The following is a 17,329-nucleotide window of genomic DNA, read 5'->3' as shown; positions in this document are numbered from 1 at the left end:
CACATGAAACCCTTGACCAAGGTCCTTACTTTGCTCCTCGCTCTTTCTCCGGCAGCGCAGGCGCTTGCCGAGGGCACCGCAATCAATGTTCAAAAAACCAATGGATGCGGCTGCTGCCTATCGTGGATGAAGCATCTGGAGGAGAATGGATTCACGGCAACTGGTGAGGACATGTTTGCCGGCACCTTAGTGCGCTTGAAGCTGGATAACGGTGTGCCGCAGCGCATGATCTCCTGCCATACCGCATTTGTGGAAGGCTACGTCATCGAAGGACATGTTCCGGCCGCCGACATCCGCCGATTGCTCGAAGAGCGCCCCGATGCGGTCGGGCTCGCGGTGCCGGGGATGCCCTATGGCTCGCCCGGCATGGGACCGGAAGACGACCGCGAAGCATATGAGGTCTTTCTCATCCGAGAAGATGGATCGACCGAAGTCTTTTCCACCTACGCCGAAGGATAATCTGGCCCTCGAATGGAAACGCTTTCACCCATAATGCTTGGCTTCCTGGGAAGCCTCGCCGCCGGATCACTTACTGCGGTGGGGGCGATTCCTGTCCTCTTCGGACGCATTCCCTCGCGGGCCACGCGCGACATGTCGCTGGGTTTTGCAGCTGGTGTCATGCTCGCCGCCTCGTTCTTTTCGCTCATCATCCCGGCACTGGACGCAGCCGAGCCGATGTTCGAGAGCGGCGCAATGCCCGCCTTGATCGTGTGCATCTCGATCCTGCTTGGCATGGGCGCCGTCGCTCTGATGAACGAAAAACTGCCGCACGAGCATTTCAAGACAGGGCGCGAAGGACCGGACTCGGCCGCCCTGCGGCGGGTCTGGCTGTTCATCATCGCGATCACGATCCACAATTTCCCCGAAGGACTGGCTGTCGGCGTCGGCTTCGGCTCGGGCGGCATGGAAGGCGGCCTGCCGCTTGCCATCGGAATTGGGCTTCAGAACGCGCCCGAGGGTCTGGCCGTGGCGGTCTCCCTGCTGGGCGAGGGTTATCCAAAGGTGCGCGCCTGGGGCATTGCCGCCCTGACCGGTATGGTCGAGCCGATCGGCGGGCTCCTGGGTGCCGGGATCATCACGCTCTCGGAGCCTCTCTTGCCGTGGGGTTTGGCCTTCGCGGCTGGTGCGATGCTATATGTCATCAGTCACGAGATCATTCCCGAAACGCACCGCAGCGGCCATCAGAACAAGGCAACGCTCGGCCTCGCGATCGGTCTGGTTCTCATGCTCTTCCTCGATGTCTGGCTGGGGTAAGGTCATGGAATATGGAAATAAGACCTTGCTTCTTGGCGTGATCGTCGCGCTGACCTCACTTGCGGCGGATCAGTTGACCAAGGCGATCGTTGTCGAGAATGCCACCCTGCTGAGTGCCGGACTGCCGGTGTTTCCCGGCTTCAACCTCGTCTTCGGGCGCAATGACGGTGTGACTTTCGGGCTTCTCGCCGGTGTGCCTTGGTGGAGCCTCGTTCTGTTGGCCTTCGCATTCTGCGTCTGGCTTGCAATCATGCTGACGCGAACCTCTACCCGCATTGAGGCGGTCGCTTTCGGTTCAATCCTCGGGGGCGCTTTGGGCAATATCGTTGATCGCGTCCGCTATCGAGCGGTGACCGATTTTCTGGATTTTTACGTTGGAACTGCGCACTGGCCCGCTTTCAATTTGGCTGATGTGTTCATCGTCTGCGGCGTAGGCTTGATGCTCCTAGCGCCTTGGATCAGCGCGCGGCGCTCCATCAAGCCGTGACCGAACGGCGCGACCGCATTGCGCAAGGCCGTCATCTTTTGGCGCGCATGGCACTTGCCTTTGTTGCCGGGGCGCTGACTGTGCTGACCTTTCCGCCCTTCTCGATACTGGCTCTGGTTCCCGTCGCTTATTCCGCGCTCTTTGTAATTTTGGCCAAGGTTTCCGTCGGGCATGCCTTACTTATCGGCTGGGCGTTTGGGCTTGGACAGTTTGGCTTCGGGATTTCATGGATTTCCGAGAGTTTCTATGTGGAAGCTGATCGTTTTGGCGCGCTTGCCATCCCTGCCGTCGCGGGCCTGTCGGCGGGTTTGGCAATCTTCCCGGCCATCGCAGCGTCTCTCTTTGCCGCGGTCTCGCGGCGCAAGGTCTTGACCGGTGTCATTGCCTGCCTTCTGCTCGCGACCTCCTGGACGCTGGCCGAATGGCTGCGCGGCCATATTCTTACTGGCCTTCCGTGGAATCTCGCCGGATATGCGGTTGTAGATTACGCTGCTCTACGCCAGCCCGCCGCATGGGTTGGCAGCTATGGGCTAAGCTTCCTGATCATCTTCGTCAGCGCGCTGCCGGGCGCGGCCTTTATAGCAGTGGGCAAGCAGAGAGGGGCTATCTTCCTCGGGGCCCTTGCCTGTCTAGCGGTTATTTGGGGCGCAGGCGCGCTGCGCTTTCAGACGGAAGTGCCGCCCCCGCCCGGCATCGACCTGCGCTTAGTGCAGGGCAACGTTCCGCAAAAGGAGAAATGGGCGCCCGAAAACCGGGAAGCGACCCTCGCGCGCTATCTCGAGATGTCGTCCCGGCCCGGCAATGTCGATGTGCTGCTCTGGCCGGAGACCGCCTTTCCCGGATTTCTCGACGAGGATGCCGAGGCGCGCGCGCGGATCGCGGACGCGCTGCCCGAAGGCACAGCATTGTTGACCGGCGTTCCGGACAGGGTGTCGACCGAGGACGGCACATTTTATTTCAATACTGTCCAGGCGCTTGATGATACCGCCAAAATCCTGGACGGATACGCGAAACACCATCTGGTGCCTTTCGGTGAATATGTGCCGCTTCGCGGTTGGCTGCCGATCGAGCGGCTGACGCAGGGGATGGGGGATTTTACGCCCGGACCAGGACCGCGCACGCTGGCATTGCCGGTCGCGCCATTGGTTGGTGTGGCGATCTGCTACGAAATTATCTTTCCGGGGCATGTTGTCGATGACCTCTTTCGGCCCGACTGGATCTTCAACGCGACAAACGATGCCTGGTTCGGCACCAGCATCGGACCCGAACAGCACTTGGCATCTGCGCGGATGCGTGCTGTCGAAGAGGGCCTGCCCATCGTTCGCGCAGCGAATACAGGCATTTCCGCGATTATTGACGCCAGCGGAGAGGTGCTGGCCCGCCTCGACACCGGAGAGACGGGTATTCTCGACGCGGGCCTGCCAGCGGCCCGCCCGCCCACACCCTACGGTCGCCTCGGGGACTGGGCGCTGCTCGCTCTCATCGCGTCAAGCTGGGCTCTCGCGCTGATCGGCGAAAAAGCCGTCAGGAGGGGGCCCGGGTCACGCTGTCATGCGTAGATGTCGATAGGAGTTCCGTCTCTGACCATTGCATAGACATCTTCGATCTGACGGTCGGTGAGCGCGATGCATCCCGCCGTCCAGTCTTGCACGTTCGTAGGATCAATACCGCGCCGAGGTCCGCCATGGATGAAGATGTCGCCTCCGGGAGACTTTTCTTGAACCTCTGCGAAGGCGATGTCGGCCTCGTTTGGGTAAGAAATGCCGATCGAAAGGTGAAAACTGCTTTCCGGATTGCGCCGGTCGACCAGATATGAGCCTTCAGGCGTGCGCCCATCACCCTCGAACTGCTTGTGGCCCTCGGGCGCGAACCCAAGGCCGACCGGATAGGTCCGCAGAACCGAACTGGCGCCGTCGAGAACGAGGAGCCTCTGTCCCTTGTAGAGCCGGACACGCGTCACCGCAGGCCCATTGTAGCTGCGGAACTTGCTGCCGCCCGCACAGCCAGAGAGAAATGCCGCCAAACCGCCCAAGAGAACGGTTCGGCGTGCACATTTGTAGGTCTTCACTGCTCGATGCCCCTTTATGACGAGGTCTATATCAGGGTTCACTCTAGCTGGCTTGACGGATGGGCTCAATGCCCATGCGCCAATGCACCCTTGGTTAACTGCTCGCCCACAGGCGCCCCACCGGCCGGAGGCGAATTGCGCTCGCCCGCATTCAGAAGCCGTAGGGCATTCGCGACGACCAGCAGCGATACGCCGACATCAGCTGCGATGGCGCCCCACATCGACGCCATACCGAAGGCGGTCGCGACCACGAACGCAGCTTTCGTAGCAAGGGAGATCGCAATATTTTGACGGATGACTGACATGGTCCTGCGAGAGTGCCCGATGAGCCATGGCACCTTGCCGATATCGTCGGTCATGAGAGCGATATCCGCCGTCTCGATGGCAGCATCCGAGCCGACTGCGCCCATCGCGATAGCGTAATGCGCCCGCGCCATGGCTGGAGCATCGTTCACGCCGTCGCCGATCATCGCGACCATATCATGGGTTTCGACCAGCTCCTCGATGGCTTTCACCTTGTCTTCGGGGAGAAGCTCGGCGCGCACCTCGTCGATGCCGACCTCGGCGGCGACCGCGCGCGCCGTGCGCTCGTTGTCTCCAGTCAACATGACGATCGTCCGCACGCCCTGCGCATGAAGCTGCGCTACGACGTTCTTAGCTTCGGGGCGGACGCGATCGCGCAGCTCCAGGATGCCGGTGACACCGCCCTCGTCACCCACGGCAACGAGCGTGTTGCCGGCGCCTTCGATCCGCTCACGCAGATCTTTCGGAATTGAGTCTCCAAATCCTTTCTCTTCGGCAAAACGGTCCGAGCCGAGCCAGATGGACCGACCGTTTGCCCGTCCTTCCAAGCCTCGGCCCGGAACCGTGCGGGTATCCTCGGCGGCCGATACCGTGATGCCATCGACCTCGGCTCGTGCGAGAATGGCGCGCGCCAGCGGATGAGACGAGCGTGCCTCGAGGCCCGAGGCCCTGGCTACGAGATCCTTGGCCGACGCCCCACCTAATGGATGCACCGCGGCAACTTCGGGCTCGCCCATGGTGATTGTGCCGGTCTTGTCCATCGCAAGCGCGGTGGTGCGGCTCGGAGCCTCGACATAGGCACCGCCTTTGATGAGAACACCGGAGCGTGCCGAGGAGGTCAGCGACGCCACGATGGACACCGGGGTCGAGATCACAAGCGCACAGGGGCAGGCGATAACGAGAAGCACGAGTGCATTGTAGAACCAGTAATCCCAAGCGCCGCCCAGAACGAGAGGTGGAAGGACTGCGATCGCGATGGCCAAAAGCATTACGATAGGTGTGTAGATGCGCGCGAATTTCGCCACCCATTGCTCCACCGGAGCGCGGCGCGCGTGGGCGTCACCGACCATTCGGATGATCTTGGCCAACACTGTGTCCGAGGCTGCCTTGGTCGCCCGAACGGATAGCGTGCCCTCGCCGTTGATCGTGCCCGCGTAAACCTCGTCTCCGGCCTCCTTGGGCACCAGTGCGCTTTCACCCGTGATCGGTGCCTGATCGACCGCGCCCGCGCCGTCAGTGACCTCCCCGTCAAGCGGAATGCGGTCGCCGCCGCGCACCACGAAATGGTCGCCCACGGCCACTTGGGCCGCCGGCACGTCTGCCTCTGTGCCGTCGTTGTAGATCACCCGCGCAGTCGGCGGCGCGAGATCCAACAACGCAGACACTGCATTGCGCGCGCGCCCGACGCTCCAGCTTTCCAGAAAGAGCGAGAGCGAAAAGAAGAATGCGACCGTCGCGGCTTCGAAGAACTCGCCAAGGCCAAGGGCGCCAGCGACGGCGACCACCATCAGAAGGTTCATGTCTGGCGACAGCCGCCGCGCCGACGACCATGCCTTGGGCGCGACCAGCCATACCCCGAAGAGGATTGCTAGCGCAAAGAGCCCTGCCTCGGGCACTGGCATGGAGGTCATTCCGTGACCGGAAAAGATACCCAAGGCACCGCCGAGGCCGGTTTCCACCAAGTGCCAGACAAAACCGGCGGCCCAGAAACTACCGCTGAGCGCGGTGAAAAGCTTTTGCCGGGCAAGATGCGCAGCCTGGTCCTGAGATGCATTTTCGGAATCCCAAGGCTTGGCTGTCATTCCAGTGCTGGCAACCAGCTCGGCGATCTTATCGTCGGAAACATTTCTGGCACTATCCAGAATGGTCATCCGCCCGTTGATGACATCGAAGGCCAGATGTTCCGCCCCGCCGATTTCAGGACCGATGACCTTGTTGAGGATCGCGACCTCTTCGGCACAATCAAGGCCGGACACCTGAAAGCTACGGCCCCCGGAGGATGCGGGAGCGGAAATCGCGACATTGCCGTCGGCTCCACAGCCTCCGCAACAATCGCTCGGGGGCTGCGTCGCGTCGCTTGCGTGATCGGGGCGATGGATATCGGATGGCATGAACAGACCTCGGGATTCGGGTGGTTCAGGCACTGATAGAGCCTACAGTAGCTAGAGCTTCAAGAGCAAAGTTGGTTGGTAACTCCAATCAATTTCGAATAGTAAAACATTGGTCAGAACCTTCATGCTTCTACGATTGGACATGGTGGAACGGCCGTCGATAAAAGTGGAAGGAACCTTTTATGCTGACGATGATCGAACCCCGAAACATGTTGGTCGCGGCCACCTTTTTCTTCGTGGCCGGCTGCGCCGTGCAACCCAACGAAATCAGCGAAGAGGACGATCGGATTGGAGACATCCCCGAAAACGTCATTGCCATGGCGGACCCGGATCAGAATATCGCAACTGCGCGCCTCAAGCCGGAAGACAACTGCTTCTGGTATGAGCATCGCGGGCCGGTCGAGACGACCTTGGTGCCGCTTCGCAGCCCCCAAGGCAATCCGATCTGCGCGACGACGGGCACCTGAGGTCTATCACTCGGAATTGAACAAACACTTTACGTGGGTTCAACTCACCAGTCCGGTTACGTTTTCGTTCTGACACTGTCGTCAGCTGAATAGAGGTGCGCCGTCGAGCCGATTTCGACATTAGGATAAAGATCGTTGATATGCGCCATGACCATACGCACGCAGCCGGAACTTGCGCGGCCGCCAATGCTTCTTGCGTGAGGCGTGCCGTGGATGCGCAGATACGTATCCCGGTCCCCGACATAGAGATAAAGAGCGCGCGATCCCAAGGCATTTTTCGGCCCAGGTTCCATGCCATCGGCGACGTCAGCATATAGCTCCGGGTCACGATCGATCATATTCTGGGTCGGCTGCCAATGAGGCCACTCGACCTTCCGTTTGATCGTGTAGGTGCCGGGCTCGTATAGCTTGCCACGCGCGATTGCGACGCCATAACGCATCGCCGTCCCCCCTTGTTCGATATGGTAAATATATCTCGCCACCGCATCGACATGTATATCGCCAGGAACGAGCCCATCGTTGGCTTCAACTCGCTGCGGAAGAAATCTTGGATGCAAGCCCCATGGATTTGACGTGGCCGCGTCGTAGCCGGGGGGTGTAACCTCGGCATCCCACGCAGCTTTCTGCGCTTCGGTCGGCCAAGTGTCGGCCAAAAGTGGAGAAGATATGGGCGCCGAGAAAAGCGCCGCGCTCGTCTGAATGAAATGTCGTCTTGTCAGCATGATGTCCTCGATATGGATCGCATTGCGCTTGGAGTGTTCAACCCACATCACGCGATCTAGTTCCTCTAGTAACTAGAGGTTCAAGGGTTAATGCAGCCCAGTGGAATCACTTTTTGAAAGAATAGCACGGCGAAGATGTGGCCGGCTTTTTGAAGCTCTTTCAGTTGAGCCAACAACGAAACGCCCTAGCGGATATCGTCAATAGTAACCTTTGGTATCGGGATGGTTCCGAAGCTGCTCGGGCCGATATGGCTGCATCTCTCCCAAATGCGAAACCGGCCCGGCCTTCAGGCGTTCGATCACAGTTGGATGTAGCGGAAAAAGCGTGCCTACATCCCTCGGTTCCGATGGCCAGCGCCTTTTTAAAGGGCCGAATGAAAACATGAGCGTTTCTTCATGCTGCATGCCGGTAGGATCAGGCATGACGAAAAGCTTCTCCGAGTTGATTTTTACCTCCGGCACGCATTCCTTCAGCTCTTCCAGTATCCATTGCAACGCGATGTCGCTGAGCCTCAATTCCGGCTCGGGGTAGCTTCCACCAACATCGCTGTGACATCCCGCAAACCAGACCTGTTTCAACCATTCCGGTTTTCGCCCTACGGTTTTTTTGGCCTCGGCTGGCATAGCCCATTTCACACGTGGAAAATTCTTCCGGTGCTCATCGATCGCAAGCGCGTGACGAGCGAAACCTACGTCGGAGTCGAGCCATTTATCGTAATTTTTCAGGTTCCATTTCGCGTAATGGCCGTATTTCCAGATGGACGGCCAGTCCGATATCCTACTCAGCCTCAAAGGCTTTTTCTCATTGGGAGAGAAGTATTTCCACTGAGACCACTTCAACCTGCCATACCAGAACCCGATAAGCCCCAAGAGAGCGAGGAGCGGACCCCACAGATACCAAGACCAGCCAAACCACAAAGCAGCGACGAACAGTGCCAAGAGTATGGTGACAGCAATCCCGGCAGCGAGAGTGACTTGACCGTTGCCCAATGCCGCGACCGTATCGAAAACGCCGATGAATGTCGGTTGCACGTTGCCTTGCACGTCCTCGTCAGCGTCAGGCACAAAGCTGGAATACTTGCGCCTAAACCGACGGCCGAGTTCCTCACGTCGACTGTAATACGGCTCCCGGCCACGCGAATACCCATTGCCGTGGTTGTAAACGTAGTTGACCGCATCGCTCGCTATTTTTCTAAGGCGTGGCCCATGGCGGGGCACGAGTGATCCATCGGGCATTCGTGCTGGAATGCCGCAAAGGTTCATTACATTCGCGACCGCCCTGACAGTGTATGCCCCACGAGAAAACCCGAACAGCAGGATCCGGTCGCCGGGTTCGTAATATGAGATGATCTTCTCGTAGCAATCGATGACATTCTCATCAATGCCCGTGCCAACCGCGGCCGAGAGGTTGTTTCTGATGCGTCGAAGCGTTAGCCCACCGACCTCGCCTGCTCCTAGACCGGCGTCATAGAAACAGACCTGATCGCATGGATCGATTGGTGACGACGGTCCGGGACGCATCGCTCGATACATTTTGTAGATGTTCGATAGACGCTGGTCTGGCCGCAGGCCGCCTTCTTGGCCAGTTCCATCCGAAAAAATCAGGATATTCTTTGGCATTTCATCGCCCTGGCTGTTCTGCGTTCGTTCCCACCATCATGCGAAGAAGCCGTAACGTCAATCTGCAACTTTTCTTGATAGGGCCAAACCGATGGTGAGGTGCAAAATTGGTTAGATTGCAATGCCTGCATTGGCGCGCTCCAACAAGATCCGCACTTCATTAGCGCCTGTGCTGCCGCTGTCCATGACATCCCTTGGAGAGCGCCCGTTCAGAAGCACGTGAGGTCGCTCAAGAAAACGGCTGATGGCTTCGGCATCATTGTGATAAGTGTGTTCGATCAGTTTGATCAAGGCCACATATTCCAGTTCATTTTGCATTCGCCCAAGTCCTTTATGCCCGATGCGTTCGATTTGCGCGGTCGTCTGAAACCGTAGATGACGCAAAGCGAGATCCGGGTGCGCCGTATGATCAAAGTAGCCCGTCTCGACCGTCCAGCTGTGTCCGGCTGACGCGCTCGGTTCAGCCACCCGCCATCCTTCGCACCTCTGACGCCAGGCGAGCATCGGAGCACGTCCGGACAGGGCGCCACCGTAATGATTACCGTAACAGATACCGTAATCATTACGGTAACCGTATTTTAAACCCGGCTTTAATCGCGCTTCAGTATCTCATGTCACGGAACAATGCTGGGAGAAAAAGAATGGCGCAGCAGTTACTTACCAAAAAACTTTTTGCAGAAACGAAGTCGCTCCTCGAAAAAGAGGGGGCCAAAATCAGCGCGAAGACGATCTGTGACCGCGCGGGGGTTGGCTCTTACACCACCGCGACACGTCTGATGTCCGAAATGCGTGCAGAAAACGAGGCGCTTCTCCGCGCACCGGACGAAGTTACCGACGAACTTTCACACCTCCACGACTACGTGTGGACGGTGGCGATGTCTGAAGCGACGCGCAGTTTCGAGGCTGACAGAACGCTACTTGAACGGAATCGCGACGAAGCCGAGGCGCTCTCGTGCGAGCGGCTGGACGTGATCAAACAAATGGAAACGGATGCCGAAACCCAAGCCGAGCGCATCGCGCAGCTTGAGGAACGTCTGCGGGCAGCAAAGGTGTCGATAACGGGCCTGAAGCGCAATGCGGAGGAGCAGCGAACGCGAGCCGAGACACTGCAGTCAGTCGTTGCATCCATTGCGGGTGAAAACAGAACTTCGTCGGAATCGACCTCGAGGCAAGCCTCCGGTGAATCGCCCGCGGATGCGTGACTTATCGTTAAACCTTGCCGAAACCTTCATCGGTTAAGTTCTCATTAGTCATTTCAAGGAAGGATTTCATATGACGATTGAGAACAGAATCTATAACCGCCGCGAAGTCGAAGCGATCACAGGTCTCAGCAAATCGAGCCTCTATCGGCTCATGTATGCGGGTGATTTTCCACAAACCGTGAAGCTGTCCTCCCGGCGTGTCGGCTGGTCCGAACTCGCCCTACGCGCTTGGCTCTCCGAACGTGGGGCATACTGAAGGCCGCGTTGGTAACGGCCCGGATTTCCGGTGCTACCATCCACAAATTCGCGTCCCGGCAACCGCATTTCAGGTCGCCGGGGCGCGGTTTGATGATCCTCACGGCCCGGAGCCGGATGGGTAACCTGAGGTCGGATTATCCGGCATGAACGCGGGCCCGCTCATTCGTCGCTTTTGGCCAGCTCCCTTGCCGTCGTTGGCGGCTTCGATTTTTCGCATCCAGTATTCAAGCGCTTCGCCTTCCAGCATCCTGGCCTTGAACAATGCATTCCCCATATTTTTCAATAGGGCCTCATGCGCCGACAGGATCGAGATCGCCCGCGCTTCGGCCGACTCGAGGCGGTCTCGAACTCTTGCAGCATTCTCGGGATCATGCAGATAAAGGCTGTGATCAAGATCGGTCCACGCAAGGCCTTCGGCGCCAAGCCCGAGCTTCGTATCGATCTCCGCGGCCTTCCGGGTCGCTTGGGCAAGATCCGATGTTTCGCTGCCACCTGCACCGGCGGTGGGAGCGCCGAGCACAACACGCTCAGCCGCGCGGCCTGCAAGCAAGTGGATCAGCTGGTTCTCACAATCTGCGATGAGGCCTTCGGTGCGAGGGGAACTGACCCATGTCCCGCCACCAGTCGTCGTCAGCGCGACGCGGTTGGCGCGCCCCATACCCAGAAACTGATGCACGATGGCGTGCCCACATTCGTGGATCGCGATCCGGTATTCCAGCGCCGAATTGCGGGCTTCTGCGCCGAACTGGGTGAGCAGATCGCTTACCTGAAGGGCTCGGTCTTGCGACCTCGCGCGGGTGCGCGCGGCGCGGAGCGCACCGTCGATCTCGGCGGCGCTTCGGCCTGCGGCAGCAGAGACCAGATGCTCGAGATCCGGCGCGACAATGGCTTCGGGCAGCCCGTCCCGGAGCATCCTGCGGATGGCCGCTGCACCGGGCAAGGGCACTTCGACCTTGAGGTCGAACCGGCCGGGCCTCATCGCCGCAGCGTCGATCCGATCAGGGAAGTTACAGGTGCCGACGACCATGAGCCCCTCAAGATTTTTCAAACCATCCATGAGTTCAAGAAAGCCATTGATGACTTGATGGGTGTAGTTCGCATTATGCTTTTCCGGGCTTGCGCGATCGCCGAGCGCGTCGACTTCGTCGATGACCAGGATCGAGGGTCGCGCTTGCACCGCATTCTGGAAAGTCTCGCGCATCGCCTTCAGCATGTCTCCGAGATGGCCAGCGGCCTGCCACGCGGCGAAGCTCCCGCGGACCATCGAAACGCCTGCGCTGTTTCCCATAGCCGAAGCCAAGAAAGATTTGCCGGTGCCTGGAGCGCCGTGGAACAGAACGGATCTTTGAACCTCGGACCACGCAAGATCACCAGCACGCCAGTCCTGGAGGTCGGACACCATTTGCTGTGCCGCGTCTTCCGCGGCCCCAAAGCCCTCGATGTCTGCGAGAGTCGGGCCGTCTCTTGAATCTTGGGTGGTCAAAGAGACCAGCTTCGCCGCGAATGATGCGGCAGTCCGTTCGCGCAAGGCGGCTGCCAGGCGCGGCCATGAGAGATCAGACGCCGGATCGGGCAGCATCTGTTGAACCTTTCGCGCCTCGGAGGCGGATGGTGAATAGACCTGTCTTGTGAGTGCCAAGAGAATATCCCGCGAGGCAGGTGCAAGGCGCTGCGGGGGCGGCAGGCAGTTCAGAATGTCTCTCGGCACCTGGTCAAAGCTTGGTGCGAGCAAAAGAACTGGATGTGGTGACTCCAGCGCAGCAATGATCTTGCTTCTCTGGTCGCGGGTGTCTCTGCGATATTCCGGCTCCGTCAATGTGAGTGCGACGAGGGTCGATCCTGGAGCGCCTTTCGGCAGGTATGTATCTGACCCGAACGTCACCTCTCGGTCGAAAAGCGCAGTCTCGAAGAGCTCGAGAATTGCACTCATCGACGCATCGCCGACCTCGATCAATGTCAGCGCGCCGGCGTTCAGCAGCTTGTCGACGTCGGATTGCGTTCCAAACGTCGCACAGAGGCGGAAAAGCAGGGTGAGATCACGCGGCTGCGTTCGCGGGTGCGGCCGCGGCTTCGGAATGCGCTTTTTGGATTTGCCAGCCTGATCCGTTTGACTGGTCTTCGCGATGACCCGCCGCTTGGCTTTCGCCTCCGGCAACGGCTCTTCATCGAGCAGGAGAGCGTGCTCGGTGAACGGATCATCCTCCTCGGTCTGCCGTGGTCCGCCCGGCAGGCTGCGCAGGCGCTCCAGAGCCTGCTGGGCAAGCGGTTGCCACTTAGGTTCGGTGTTTGATTGGGTCATTAGGTGTCTTTCAGGAATAGGGGGACGGCGGGTCCGGAAACCGGATCCGATGGGATTTCGAGTGAAGGCAGCTGATGCGGCGCCGCCCCGAGAGGCGAGGCGCCGGTCGACCTGCTCAGAAGGCTGATAATCCCGGCTCAGGGGGCGCGCCTTCAGACATGCCGGGCTCGAGAAGCCCGATCTCTTCAAGCGCGCAAAGGTAGCTCGCCCGTGGATGCGCGCGCAGACCTGCAATCTGGTCGAGACTTATGCGATACGACTCCCGCCGGTCCGCTGAAAAGAAGACGACGTTCTCCGGCAAAGCGACGAGCGCGGCAATGTCGTAGTCGCCTGCTCCATATGATCGGATGCCCTTGGGCGATCCGCTATAGCCGCGCTTCATCGAGAATTTATAGAACCCGTCGACAGCGCGCGCCGAGGTCTTGACCTGGATCGTGACATGCCGATCACCGCGCCTGACGAGCCGGTCGAAGGGTTCATCCTCTGGCGCGGCGAGAATGTGATCGCCATATCGAGTGAGTATACTATCAACGAGGTGCTCACCGGCGCGGCCGATGCGCTTGGCATATCGACTGATCGTTCTTGACGACACATGGGGATAAGCCTCGAGAGCATTCGAAAGCGTGGGTGCTGAGCGCGCAATCGAACAGAATCCGGGAAATTCGGGTTGGAACGGCATGATGGCCTCCCATTGAATGGATGAAGACAGAGGATGACGGCGCGCGGCCAGGAGCGACCCTTAGACCGCGCGAGTGGCCGTCACATTGCGGCGGCCTGCATCTCAGCCCGCGGATCCCTGCCCAGAACCGCCCAATCGAGTGTTTTGAACCATTCCCGCGCAATCGCGATCATCTGTTCGCTGCGCCTTCCGACCGCGGTGTCAGCACTGCAGGGAAAGATCGGAGAATAGTCGCGAACAAGTGTTTGATACGCCTGGCAATCTTCGGAATGCTCAAGATATGTCGAGATGCTGATGTGGGCGGCAACATGACGAAGCTCATCATCTTCGGCCCGCATCGCATCATTCCTCAGGATTTTCTGCGCAATATTGATGACATCCATCCACGCGTTTTCGGCGCGCGAGGCCCGATCTTTGAACTCCTCATCGAACACGTCGCATTTGAGGGTATCAATCTCGGCCTCGACAGCCGCGCGAAGCGCGATCAGGAGCCGAGAAAAGTCGCGGGAGACCGGGCTGTGGACGAAGTCTTGCGGCTCTTCTGTGGTCCCGGCGGTTGTGTTATTGGCTTGGTAGGTCATGAATTGATCTCCTTCTCAGATCGGTTTGTGATTTAGAGCCAAGGTTGGGTTGCCGCCCGACCTTGGCTTGCTTATATATTACGATATCTATATATCTACGTCAAGGATGAATATCATGATATCTAAGAAAAATGACGAGAAAACAGATACCCAAGCTGTTCTTGTGCGTATGCCCGTCAAAATGATCGAGCGGATAGATGCGCTGCGGCGCGCGGAAGACGATCTGCCGACGAGACCGGAGATGATCAGACGCCTTGTGGAGCAGCGTATGGACGAAAAAGGCGGCTGAAGCCCCTCACATTAGGAGGCGTTGGTCGTCACAGGCCGATTTCTTGGAAATTTTCCTGAAAGATGGATGATTTCATGAGAATCTGGGGGGAGTCGGCTCGGCTGAGATTATTTTCTGGAGAATTTCAGGAAACGTGACCCGAAAATCTGAAAAGGTGGTCGCCAGCAGGTCAGGTTTCATTTTTCGAAAATCCATGTGCTGCGGTGGGCCAAAGGAAATTTCAAGAACCTGGAATGCATTAGGGCTCTCCTTGTTTGGAGAGCCCTAATGCTGGAGGACCGCTCTGCACTCTTCCTGATCAGTCCTCGTCAGGCCGCCTTGGCGATATTGGCCTCGATCCCCGTAACGAAGTTAGACCAAAGATCGGTCCAGGAACGACGTTTCTCAAGAAAATCGGTTCTCTTGTAGGCGCGCTCGACATCAGATCCGGTCTCATGTGCAAGCATGGCTTCGGCGACGTCATTTGGACAGTCCGTCGCCTCCGCGAGCCATGTCCGAAGCGATGACCGGAACCCGTGCGGCCGCGCCGCGAGACCACGCTCGACCAGTAGTTTCCTCATCGCCATTTTGTCGATGCGGCCACCGCGGCTGTTCGAAAAAGCATGGGCGCTGGACTGATGCTTGCGGACAAGGTCGAGGACGTTAAGAGCTTCGGGTGACAGGGGGACAGTGAACGTCTTCTTCTGTGACTTTCGGCCTTTAAGGTGATCTGAGGGGATCACCCAGTCACCGCTCTCGATTTGATCGAAGTCGAAATTTAGGACAGACCCGCTTCGGACGCCAGTCAGGATCAGAAGACGCAATGCCAATTCGGCTTGGCTCTCGCCGAGCGTGCCATAAAACTCTGGCACGTCCGCCCAAGGCATCGCTTCGATATGGCTACAGCTGACCTCGGCACGGCCAAGGAGCACTTTCGCGTTCTCAAGAGTTTGAAGTTTGACGTCGAGGCCAAGTGCCAGCGCATGAACGAAGACGGTTTTGAGGCGAGACAGCGCCTTGCGGGCAGTTTCGTTCTTCGAATGCCAAAGTGGCGCGAGCGCATCGCGGATGTCGTGCTGATCGATCTGATCGATCGGCCTCTCTCCGAGTTTAGGCAGCACATGCACTCGGAGCGGACTGAACCAGCGGCCGTCATCGCGCTTCAACGTCTTCCTGTGCGACTCATAGGCGTCTTCCGCGACAGCTTCGAGCGTATCACTGACCCGGCGGATTTGTCCGAGGCGAATTCTTCGTTGTTTCTTGGGATCGAGCCCCTCCCGCAGGTCGCGGCGCGCGTCTTCGGCTGCGTCACGCGCGTCACGAAGCGTGACCTCCTTGAGCGACCCCAGGCCCATTTCCTTCCGACGCCCCCAAAGACTGTAGCGAAAGCTCCACTGGCCCCCGCCGTCTTCGCGCTTCAGCAGCCAAAGCCCATTCCCGTCACCGTGCTTCCCCGGCGGAGCACTCTTCACTGCCAAAGCTTTCAACTTGTTCCCAACGCGCATAATATCTACCCTCCCGTCAACACTAGGTAACAACCATTTACGGCCCCAGATGGTGCCTGCTGGGAATCGTAACACACTGGAATTAAAGCAGGTTTAAAAGCCTGAGACGTCCTGACACCAACTGGTCGAATCCGCATGGCTGCAGGATACCCCTCCGGCGGGGATATTTGGGGCAAGAAGAACGGGGTGGGCTTGGCATTCGCCCTGTTGCTGTGCAATCTCGCCGGCAGCCTGAGGCACATCCAAGCGGGACACACAGCACCATGCGCATGATCATCTCTTTTGCGGCGCTGTTCCTGTCGGTCGTCCTGATGCAGCTCTCCTCGGGGGGTGTCGGCCCCCTCGATGCGCTCAGCGGCCTTGCTCTCAGCTTCAGCACGGCTGAAATCGGTCTTCTGGGCTCGGCGCATTTTCTGGGATTCTTCATCGGCTGCTGGTGGGCGCCGCGTCTGATGGGCAGCGTCGGGCACAGCCGCGCCTTTGCCGCCTTTACCGCCACCGGGGCGATGTCGCTGATCGCGCATATGATGGTGATCGACGCCTATGCCTGGGCGCTGATGCGGGTGGCGATGGGGCTTTGCGTTGCGGGCTGCTACACGGTGCTCGAGGCATGGCTGCAGGCCAAGGTCACGAACGAGACGCGCGGGCGCGCGATGGGTGTCTACCGGGTGGCAGACATGGGCGCATCTTTGGTGGCGCAGATGCTGATCTCGGTGCTCGAACCGGCCTCCTACGTCTCCTACAACATCCTCGCGCTGATTTGCTGCGCGGCCCTTCTGCCCATCACGCTGACCCGCGCCGAGCAGCCCGAGACGCCCAGCGCGCCGCGCCTGCGGCCCATGCTGGCTATCGCCTGCTCGCCCCTCGCGGCGGCGGGCGTGGTCACCGCAGCGCTCAGCAGCGCGACCTTCCGCATGGTTGGCCCGCTTTATGGCCAGCAGGTGGGCCTCGCGGTCGAGCAGATCGCCTGGTTTCTGGCCGCCTTCGTTCTGGGCGGGGCGCTGGCGCAGGTTCCGGTGGGATGGCTGGCGGACAAGTATGACAGGCGCCACGTGTTGATCGGCCTCTCCATCGCCGCAGTGATCTGCTGCATCGTGACCGCGTGGCTGGGGGCGCTCTCGGCCAATGGAGTGATGCTGACGGCCTTCTTCTTTGGACTGACGTCCTTCCCGATCTATTCGGTGTCGGCCGCCCATGCGAATGACTTTGCCACCTCGGACCAGCGGGTGGAGCTGTCGGCGGCGCTGATGTTCTTCTACGCGCTTGGCGCCATCGCGGCGCCACTGGTGGCCTCCAAGCTGATCGAGGGCTTTGGCCCCTCGGCCATGTTCATCATGATCGCAGTGGCACATGGGGTGCTGATCATTTTTGGACTGACGCGGATGCGGGTGCGTCCCACCAAGTCCGCGCGCACGCGCTATGTGTGGAGCCCGCGGACATCGTTCATCGTGGGCCGCCTGACGCAGCGCTTTCGCGACAAGGGCTGATGGGCCCGATCCTCTGGC

19 protein-coding genes are annotated in these 17,329 nt (G+C 59.3%); 10 read left to right on the top strand and 9 right to left on the bottom strand.

The genetic code is table 11. The annotated features are described in order from the left end of the window. The first annotated feature begins 3 nt into the window (after window positions 1-3). Genes ACEWPL_RS04530 through lnt form a run of 4 tightly spaced genes read left to right on the top strand, consistent with a single transcriptional unit; the run spans window position 4 to window position 3,300 of the window. A complete protein-coding gene (locus tag ACEWPL_RS04530; protein ID WP_076530778.1) occupies window positions 4-459 on the top strand; it encodes a DUF411 domain-containing protein in 456 nt (151 codons plus the stop codon). A gap of 12 nt (window positions 460-471) precedes the next feature. Beyond that, the gene (locus tag ACEWPL_RS04525; RefSeq protein ID WP_076530776.1) at window positions 472-1,254 is read left to right on the top strand and encodes a ZIP family metal transporter; all 783 of its coding nucleotides are present in this window, start codon (window positions 472-474) and stop codon (window positions 1,252-1,254) included. Continuing rightward, on the top strand, window positions 1,238-1,741 hold the full coding sequence (gene lspA, locus ACEWPL_RS04520) for a signal peptidase II (RefSeq protein WP_076530774.1): 504 nt from the start codon (window positions 1,238-1,240) through the stop codon (window positions 1,739-1,741). The genes ACEWPL_RS04525 and lspA overlap by 17 nt, the downstream gene beginning before the upstream one ends. Further along, window positions 1,708-3,300, top strand: a complete 1,593-nt coding sequence (gene lnt / locus ACEWPL_RS04515) for an apolipoprotein N-acyltransferase (RefSeq protein ID WP_393933632.1) — start codon at window positions 1,708-1,710, stop codon at window positions 3,298-3,300. Before lspA ends, lnt begins: the two co-directional genes overlap by 34 nt. On the opposite strand, the gene ACEWPL_RS04510 is transcribed toward lnt, so the two are convergent. Next, complete coding sequence (locus tag ACEWPL_RS04510; RefSeq protein WP_393934177.1) at window positions 3,291-3,773, bottom strand: L,D-transpeptidase family protein; 483 nt, start codon at window positions 3,771-3,773, stop codon at window positions 3,291-3,293. The two genes, lnt and ACEWPL_RS04510, sit on opposite strands and share 10 nt — an antisense overlap. A gap of 101 nt (window positions 3,774-3,874) precedes the next feature. Then, window positions 3,875-5,734: a heavy metal translocating P-type ATPase gene (locus ACEWPL_RS04505; RefSeq protein ID WP_476454016.1), complete on the bottom strand. Its 1,860-nt coding sequence runs from the start codon at window positions 5,732-5,734 to the stop codon at window positions 3,875-3,877. Window positions 5,735-5,746: 12 nt separating this feature from the next. Between ACEWPL_RS04505 and ACEWPL_RS19515 the strand changes: the two genes are divergently transcribed. Beyond that, entirely contained in the window at window positions 5,747-6,259 is a 513-nt protein-coding gene (locus ACEWPL_RS19515; protein ID WP_476454015.1) for a hypothetical protein, read from the top strand. Window positions 6,260-6,405: 146 nt separating this feature from the next. Next, a complete protein-coding gene (locus ACEWPL_RS04500; protein WP_244512536.1) occupies window positions 6,406-6,690 on the top strand; it encodes a hypothetical protein in 285 nt (94 codons plus the stop codon). 56 nt (window positions 6,691-6,746) lie between these two features. Here ACEWPL_RS04500 and ACEWPL_RS04495 read toward each other — a convergent pair whose 3' ends face one another. The 3 genes from ACEWPL_RS04495 to ACEWPL_RS04485 form a co-directional block, all read right to left on the bottom strand. After that, window positions 6,747-7,412, bottom strand: coding sequence for a L,D-transpeptidase (locus ACEWPL_RS04495; RefSeq protein ID WP_076533314.1), 666 nt, complete (start codon window positions 7,410-7,412; stop codon window positions 6,747-6,749). 198 nt (window positions 7,413-7,610) lie between these two features. Then, complete coding sequence (locus ACEWPL_RS04490; RefSeq protein ID WP_393933629.1) at window positions 7,611-9,032, bottom strand: phospholipase effector Tle1 domain-containing protein; 1,422 nt, start codon at window positions 9,030-9,032, stop codon at window positions 7,611-7,613. A gap of 111 nt (window positions 9,033-9,143) precedes the next feature. Further along, the gene (locus tag ACEWPL_RS04485; protein ID WP_170846558.1) at window positions 9,144-9,500 is read right to left on the bottom strand and encodes an MbcA/ParS/Xre antitoxin family protein; all 357 of its coding nucleotides are present in this window, start codon (window positions 9,498-9,500) and stop codon (window positions 9,144-9,146) included. Window positions 9,501-9,673: 173 nt separating this feature from the next. On the opposite strand from ACEWPL_RS04485, the gene ACEWPL_RS04480 reads away from it, so the two are divergent. Together ACEWPL_RS04480 and ACEWPL_RS04475 are read left to right on the top strand one after the other, a co-directional pair. Continuing rightward, a complete protein-coding gene (locus tag ACEWPL_RS04480) occupies window positions 9,674-10,234 on the top strand; it encodes a DNA-binding protein (RefSeq protein WP_076530762.1) in 561 nt (186 codons plus the stop codon). Between the two features lie 70 nt (window positions 10,235-10,304). Next, window positions 10,305-10,490, top strand: a complete 186-nt coding sequence (locus ACEWPL_RS04475) for a helix-turn-helix transcriptional regulator (RefSeq protein WP_076530760.1) — start codon at window positions 10,305-10,307, stop codon at window positions 10,488-10,490. Between the two features lie 99 nt (window positions 10,491-10,589). Here the strand turns inward: ACEWPL_RS04475 and ACEWPL_RS04470 are convergent, their stop codons facing one another. From ACEWPL_RS04470 to ACEWPL_RS04460, 3 genes are all read right to left on the bottom strand, one after another. Then, the gene (locus ACEWPL_RS04470; protein WP_076530758.1) at window positions 10,590-12,791 is read right to left on the bottom strand and encodes an AAA family ATPase; all 2,202 of its coding nucleotides are present in this window, start codon (window positions 12,789-12,791) and stop codon (window positions 10,590-10,592) included. Between the two features lie 115 nt (window positions 12,792-12,906). Then, window positions 12,907-13,470: a hypothetical protein gene (locus ACEWPL_RS04465; RefSeq protein ID WP_393933626.1), complete on the bottom strand. Its 564-nt coding sequence runs from the start codon at window positions 13,468-13,470 to the stop codon at window positions 12,907-12,909. Window positions 13,471-13,550: 80 nt separating this feature from the next. Further along, the gene (locus tag ACEWPL_RS04460) at window positions 13,551-14,051 is read right to left on the bottom strand and encodes a hypothetical protein (protein WP_076530754.1); all 501 of its coding nucleotides are present in this window, start codon (window positions 14,049-14,051) and stop codon (window positions 13,551-13,553) included. A 115-nt stretch (window positions 14,052-14,166) separates the two neighbouring features. Here ACEWPL_RS04460 and ACEWPL_RS04455 point away from each other — a divergent pair, with 115 nt between their 5' ends. After that, a complete protein-coding gene (locus ACEWPL_RS04455) occupies window positions 14,167-14,340 on the top strand; it encodes a ribbon-helix-helix protein, CopG family (RefSeq protein ID WP_076530752.1) in 174 nt (57 codons plus the stop codon). Between the two features lie 308 nt (window positions 14,341-14,648). On the opposite strand, the gene ACEWPL_RS04450 is transcribed toward ACEWPL_RS04455, so the two are convergent. Next, window positions 14,649-15,824 carry a tyrosine-type recombinase/integrase gene (locus tag ACEWPL_RS04450; RefSeq protein WP_076530750.1) on the bottom strand — a complete coding sequence of 392 codons (1,176 nt, stop codon included), beginning with the start codon at window positions 15,822-15,824 and terminating at the stop codon, window positions 14,649-14,651. 263 nt (window positions 15,825-16,087) lie between these two features. On the opposite strand from ACEWPL_RS04450, the gene ACEWPL_RS04445 reads away from it, so the two are divergent. Beyond that, on the top strand, window positions 16,088-17,311 hold the full coding sequence (locus ACEWPL_RS04445; RefSeq protein ID WP_393933622.1) for an MFS transporter: 1,224 nt from the start codon (window positions 16,088-16,090) through the stop codon (window positions 17,309-17,311). The last annotated feature ends 18 nt before the right edge of the window (window positions 17,312-17,329 follow it).

It is taken from the genome of Roseovarius roseus, from assembly GCF_043355935.2.
In the GTDB taxonomy this organism is placed as follows: domain Bacteria; phylum Pseudomonadota; class Alphaproteobacteria; order Rhodobacterales; family Rhodobacteraceae; genus Roseovarius; species Roseovarius roseus.
Note: the sequence above shows the minus strand (reverse complement) of the source record. Positions and strands in the feature narration are given on the sequence as shown.

What these genes read in the sequence shown, in the direction of transcription:
- ACEWPL_RS04530 (WP_076530778.1), top strand. Translation starts at nt 4, where the DNA reads ATGAAACCCTTGACCAAGGTCCTTACTTTGCTCCTCGCTCTTTCTCCG.
- ACEWPL_RS04525 (WP_076530776.1), top strand. Translation starts at nt 472, where the DNA reads ATGGAAACGCTTTCACCCATAATGCTTGGCTTCCTGGGAAGCCTCGCC.
- lspA (WP_076530774.1), top strand. Translation starts at nt 1,238, where the DNA reads ATGTCTGGCTGGGGTAAGGTCATGGAATATGGAAATAAGACCTTGCTT.
- ACEWPL_RS04505 (WP_476454016.1), bottom strand. Translation starts at nt 5,734, where the DNA reads ATGCCAGTGCCCGAGGCAGGGCTCTTTGCGCTAGCAATCCTCTTCGGG.
- ACEWPL_RS04500 (WP_244512536.1), top strand. Translation starts at nt 6,406, where the DNA reads ATGCTGACGATGATCGAACCCCGAAACATGTTGGTCGCGGCCACCTTT.
- ACEWPL_RS04495 (WP_076533314.1), bottom strand. Translation starts at nt 7,412, where the DNA reads ATGCTGACAAGACGACATTTCATTCAGACGAGCGCGGCGCTTTTCTCG.
- ACEWPL_RS04490 (WP_393933629.1), bottom strand. Translation starts at nt 9,032, where the DNA reads ATGCCAAAGAATATCCTGATTTTTTCGGATGGAACTGGCCAAGAAGGC.
- ACEWPL_RS04480 (WP_076530762.1), top strand. Translation starts at nt 9,674, where the DNA reads ATGGCGCAGCAGTTACTTACCAAAAAACTTTTTGCAGAAACGAAGTCG.
- ACEWPL_RS04475 (WP_076530760.1), top strand. Translation starts at nt 10,305, where the DNA reads ATGACGATTGAGAACAGAATCTATAACCGCCGCGAAGTCGAAGCGATC.
- ACEWPL_RS04470 (WP_076530758.1), bottom strand. Translation starts at nt 12,791, where the DNA reads ATGACCCAATCAAACACCGAACCTAAGTGGCAACCGCTTGCCCAGCAG.
- ACEWPL_RS04465 (WP_393933626.1), bottom strand. Translation starts at nt 13,470, where the DNA reads ATGCCGTTCCAACCCGAATTTCCCGGATTCTGTTCGATTGCGCGCTCA.
- ACEWPL_RS04460 (WP_076530754.1), bottom strand. Translation starts at nt 14,051, where the DNA reads ATGACCTACCAAGCCAATAACACAACCGCCGGGACCACAGAAGAGCCG.
- ACEWPL_RS04455 (WP_076530752.1), top strand. Translation starts at nt 14,167, where the DNA reads ATGATATCTAAGAAAAATGACGAGAAAACAGATACCCAAGCTGTTCTT.
- ACEWPL_RS04450 (WP_076530750.1), bottom strand. Translation starts at nt 15,824, where the DNA reads ATGCGCGTTGGGAACAAGTTGAAAGCTTTGGCAGTGAAGAGTGCTCCG.
- ACEWPL_RS04445 (WP_393933622.1), top strand. Translation starts at nt 16,088, where the DNA reads ATGCGCATGATCATCTCTTTTGCGGCGCTGTTCCTGTCGGTCGTCCTG.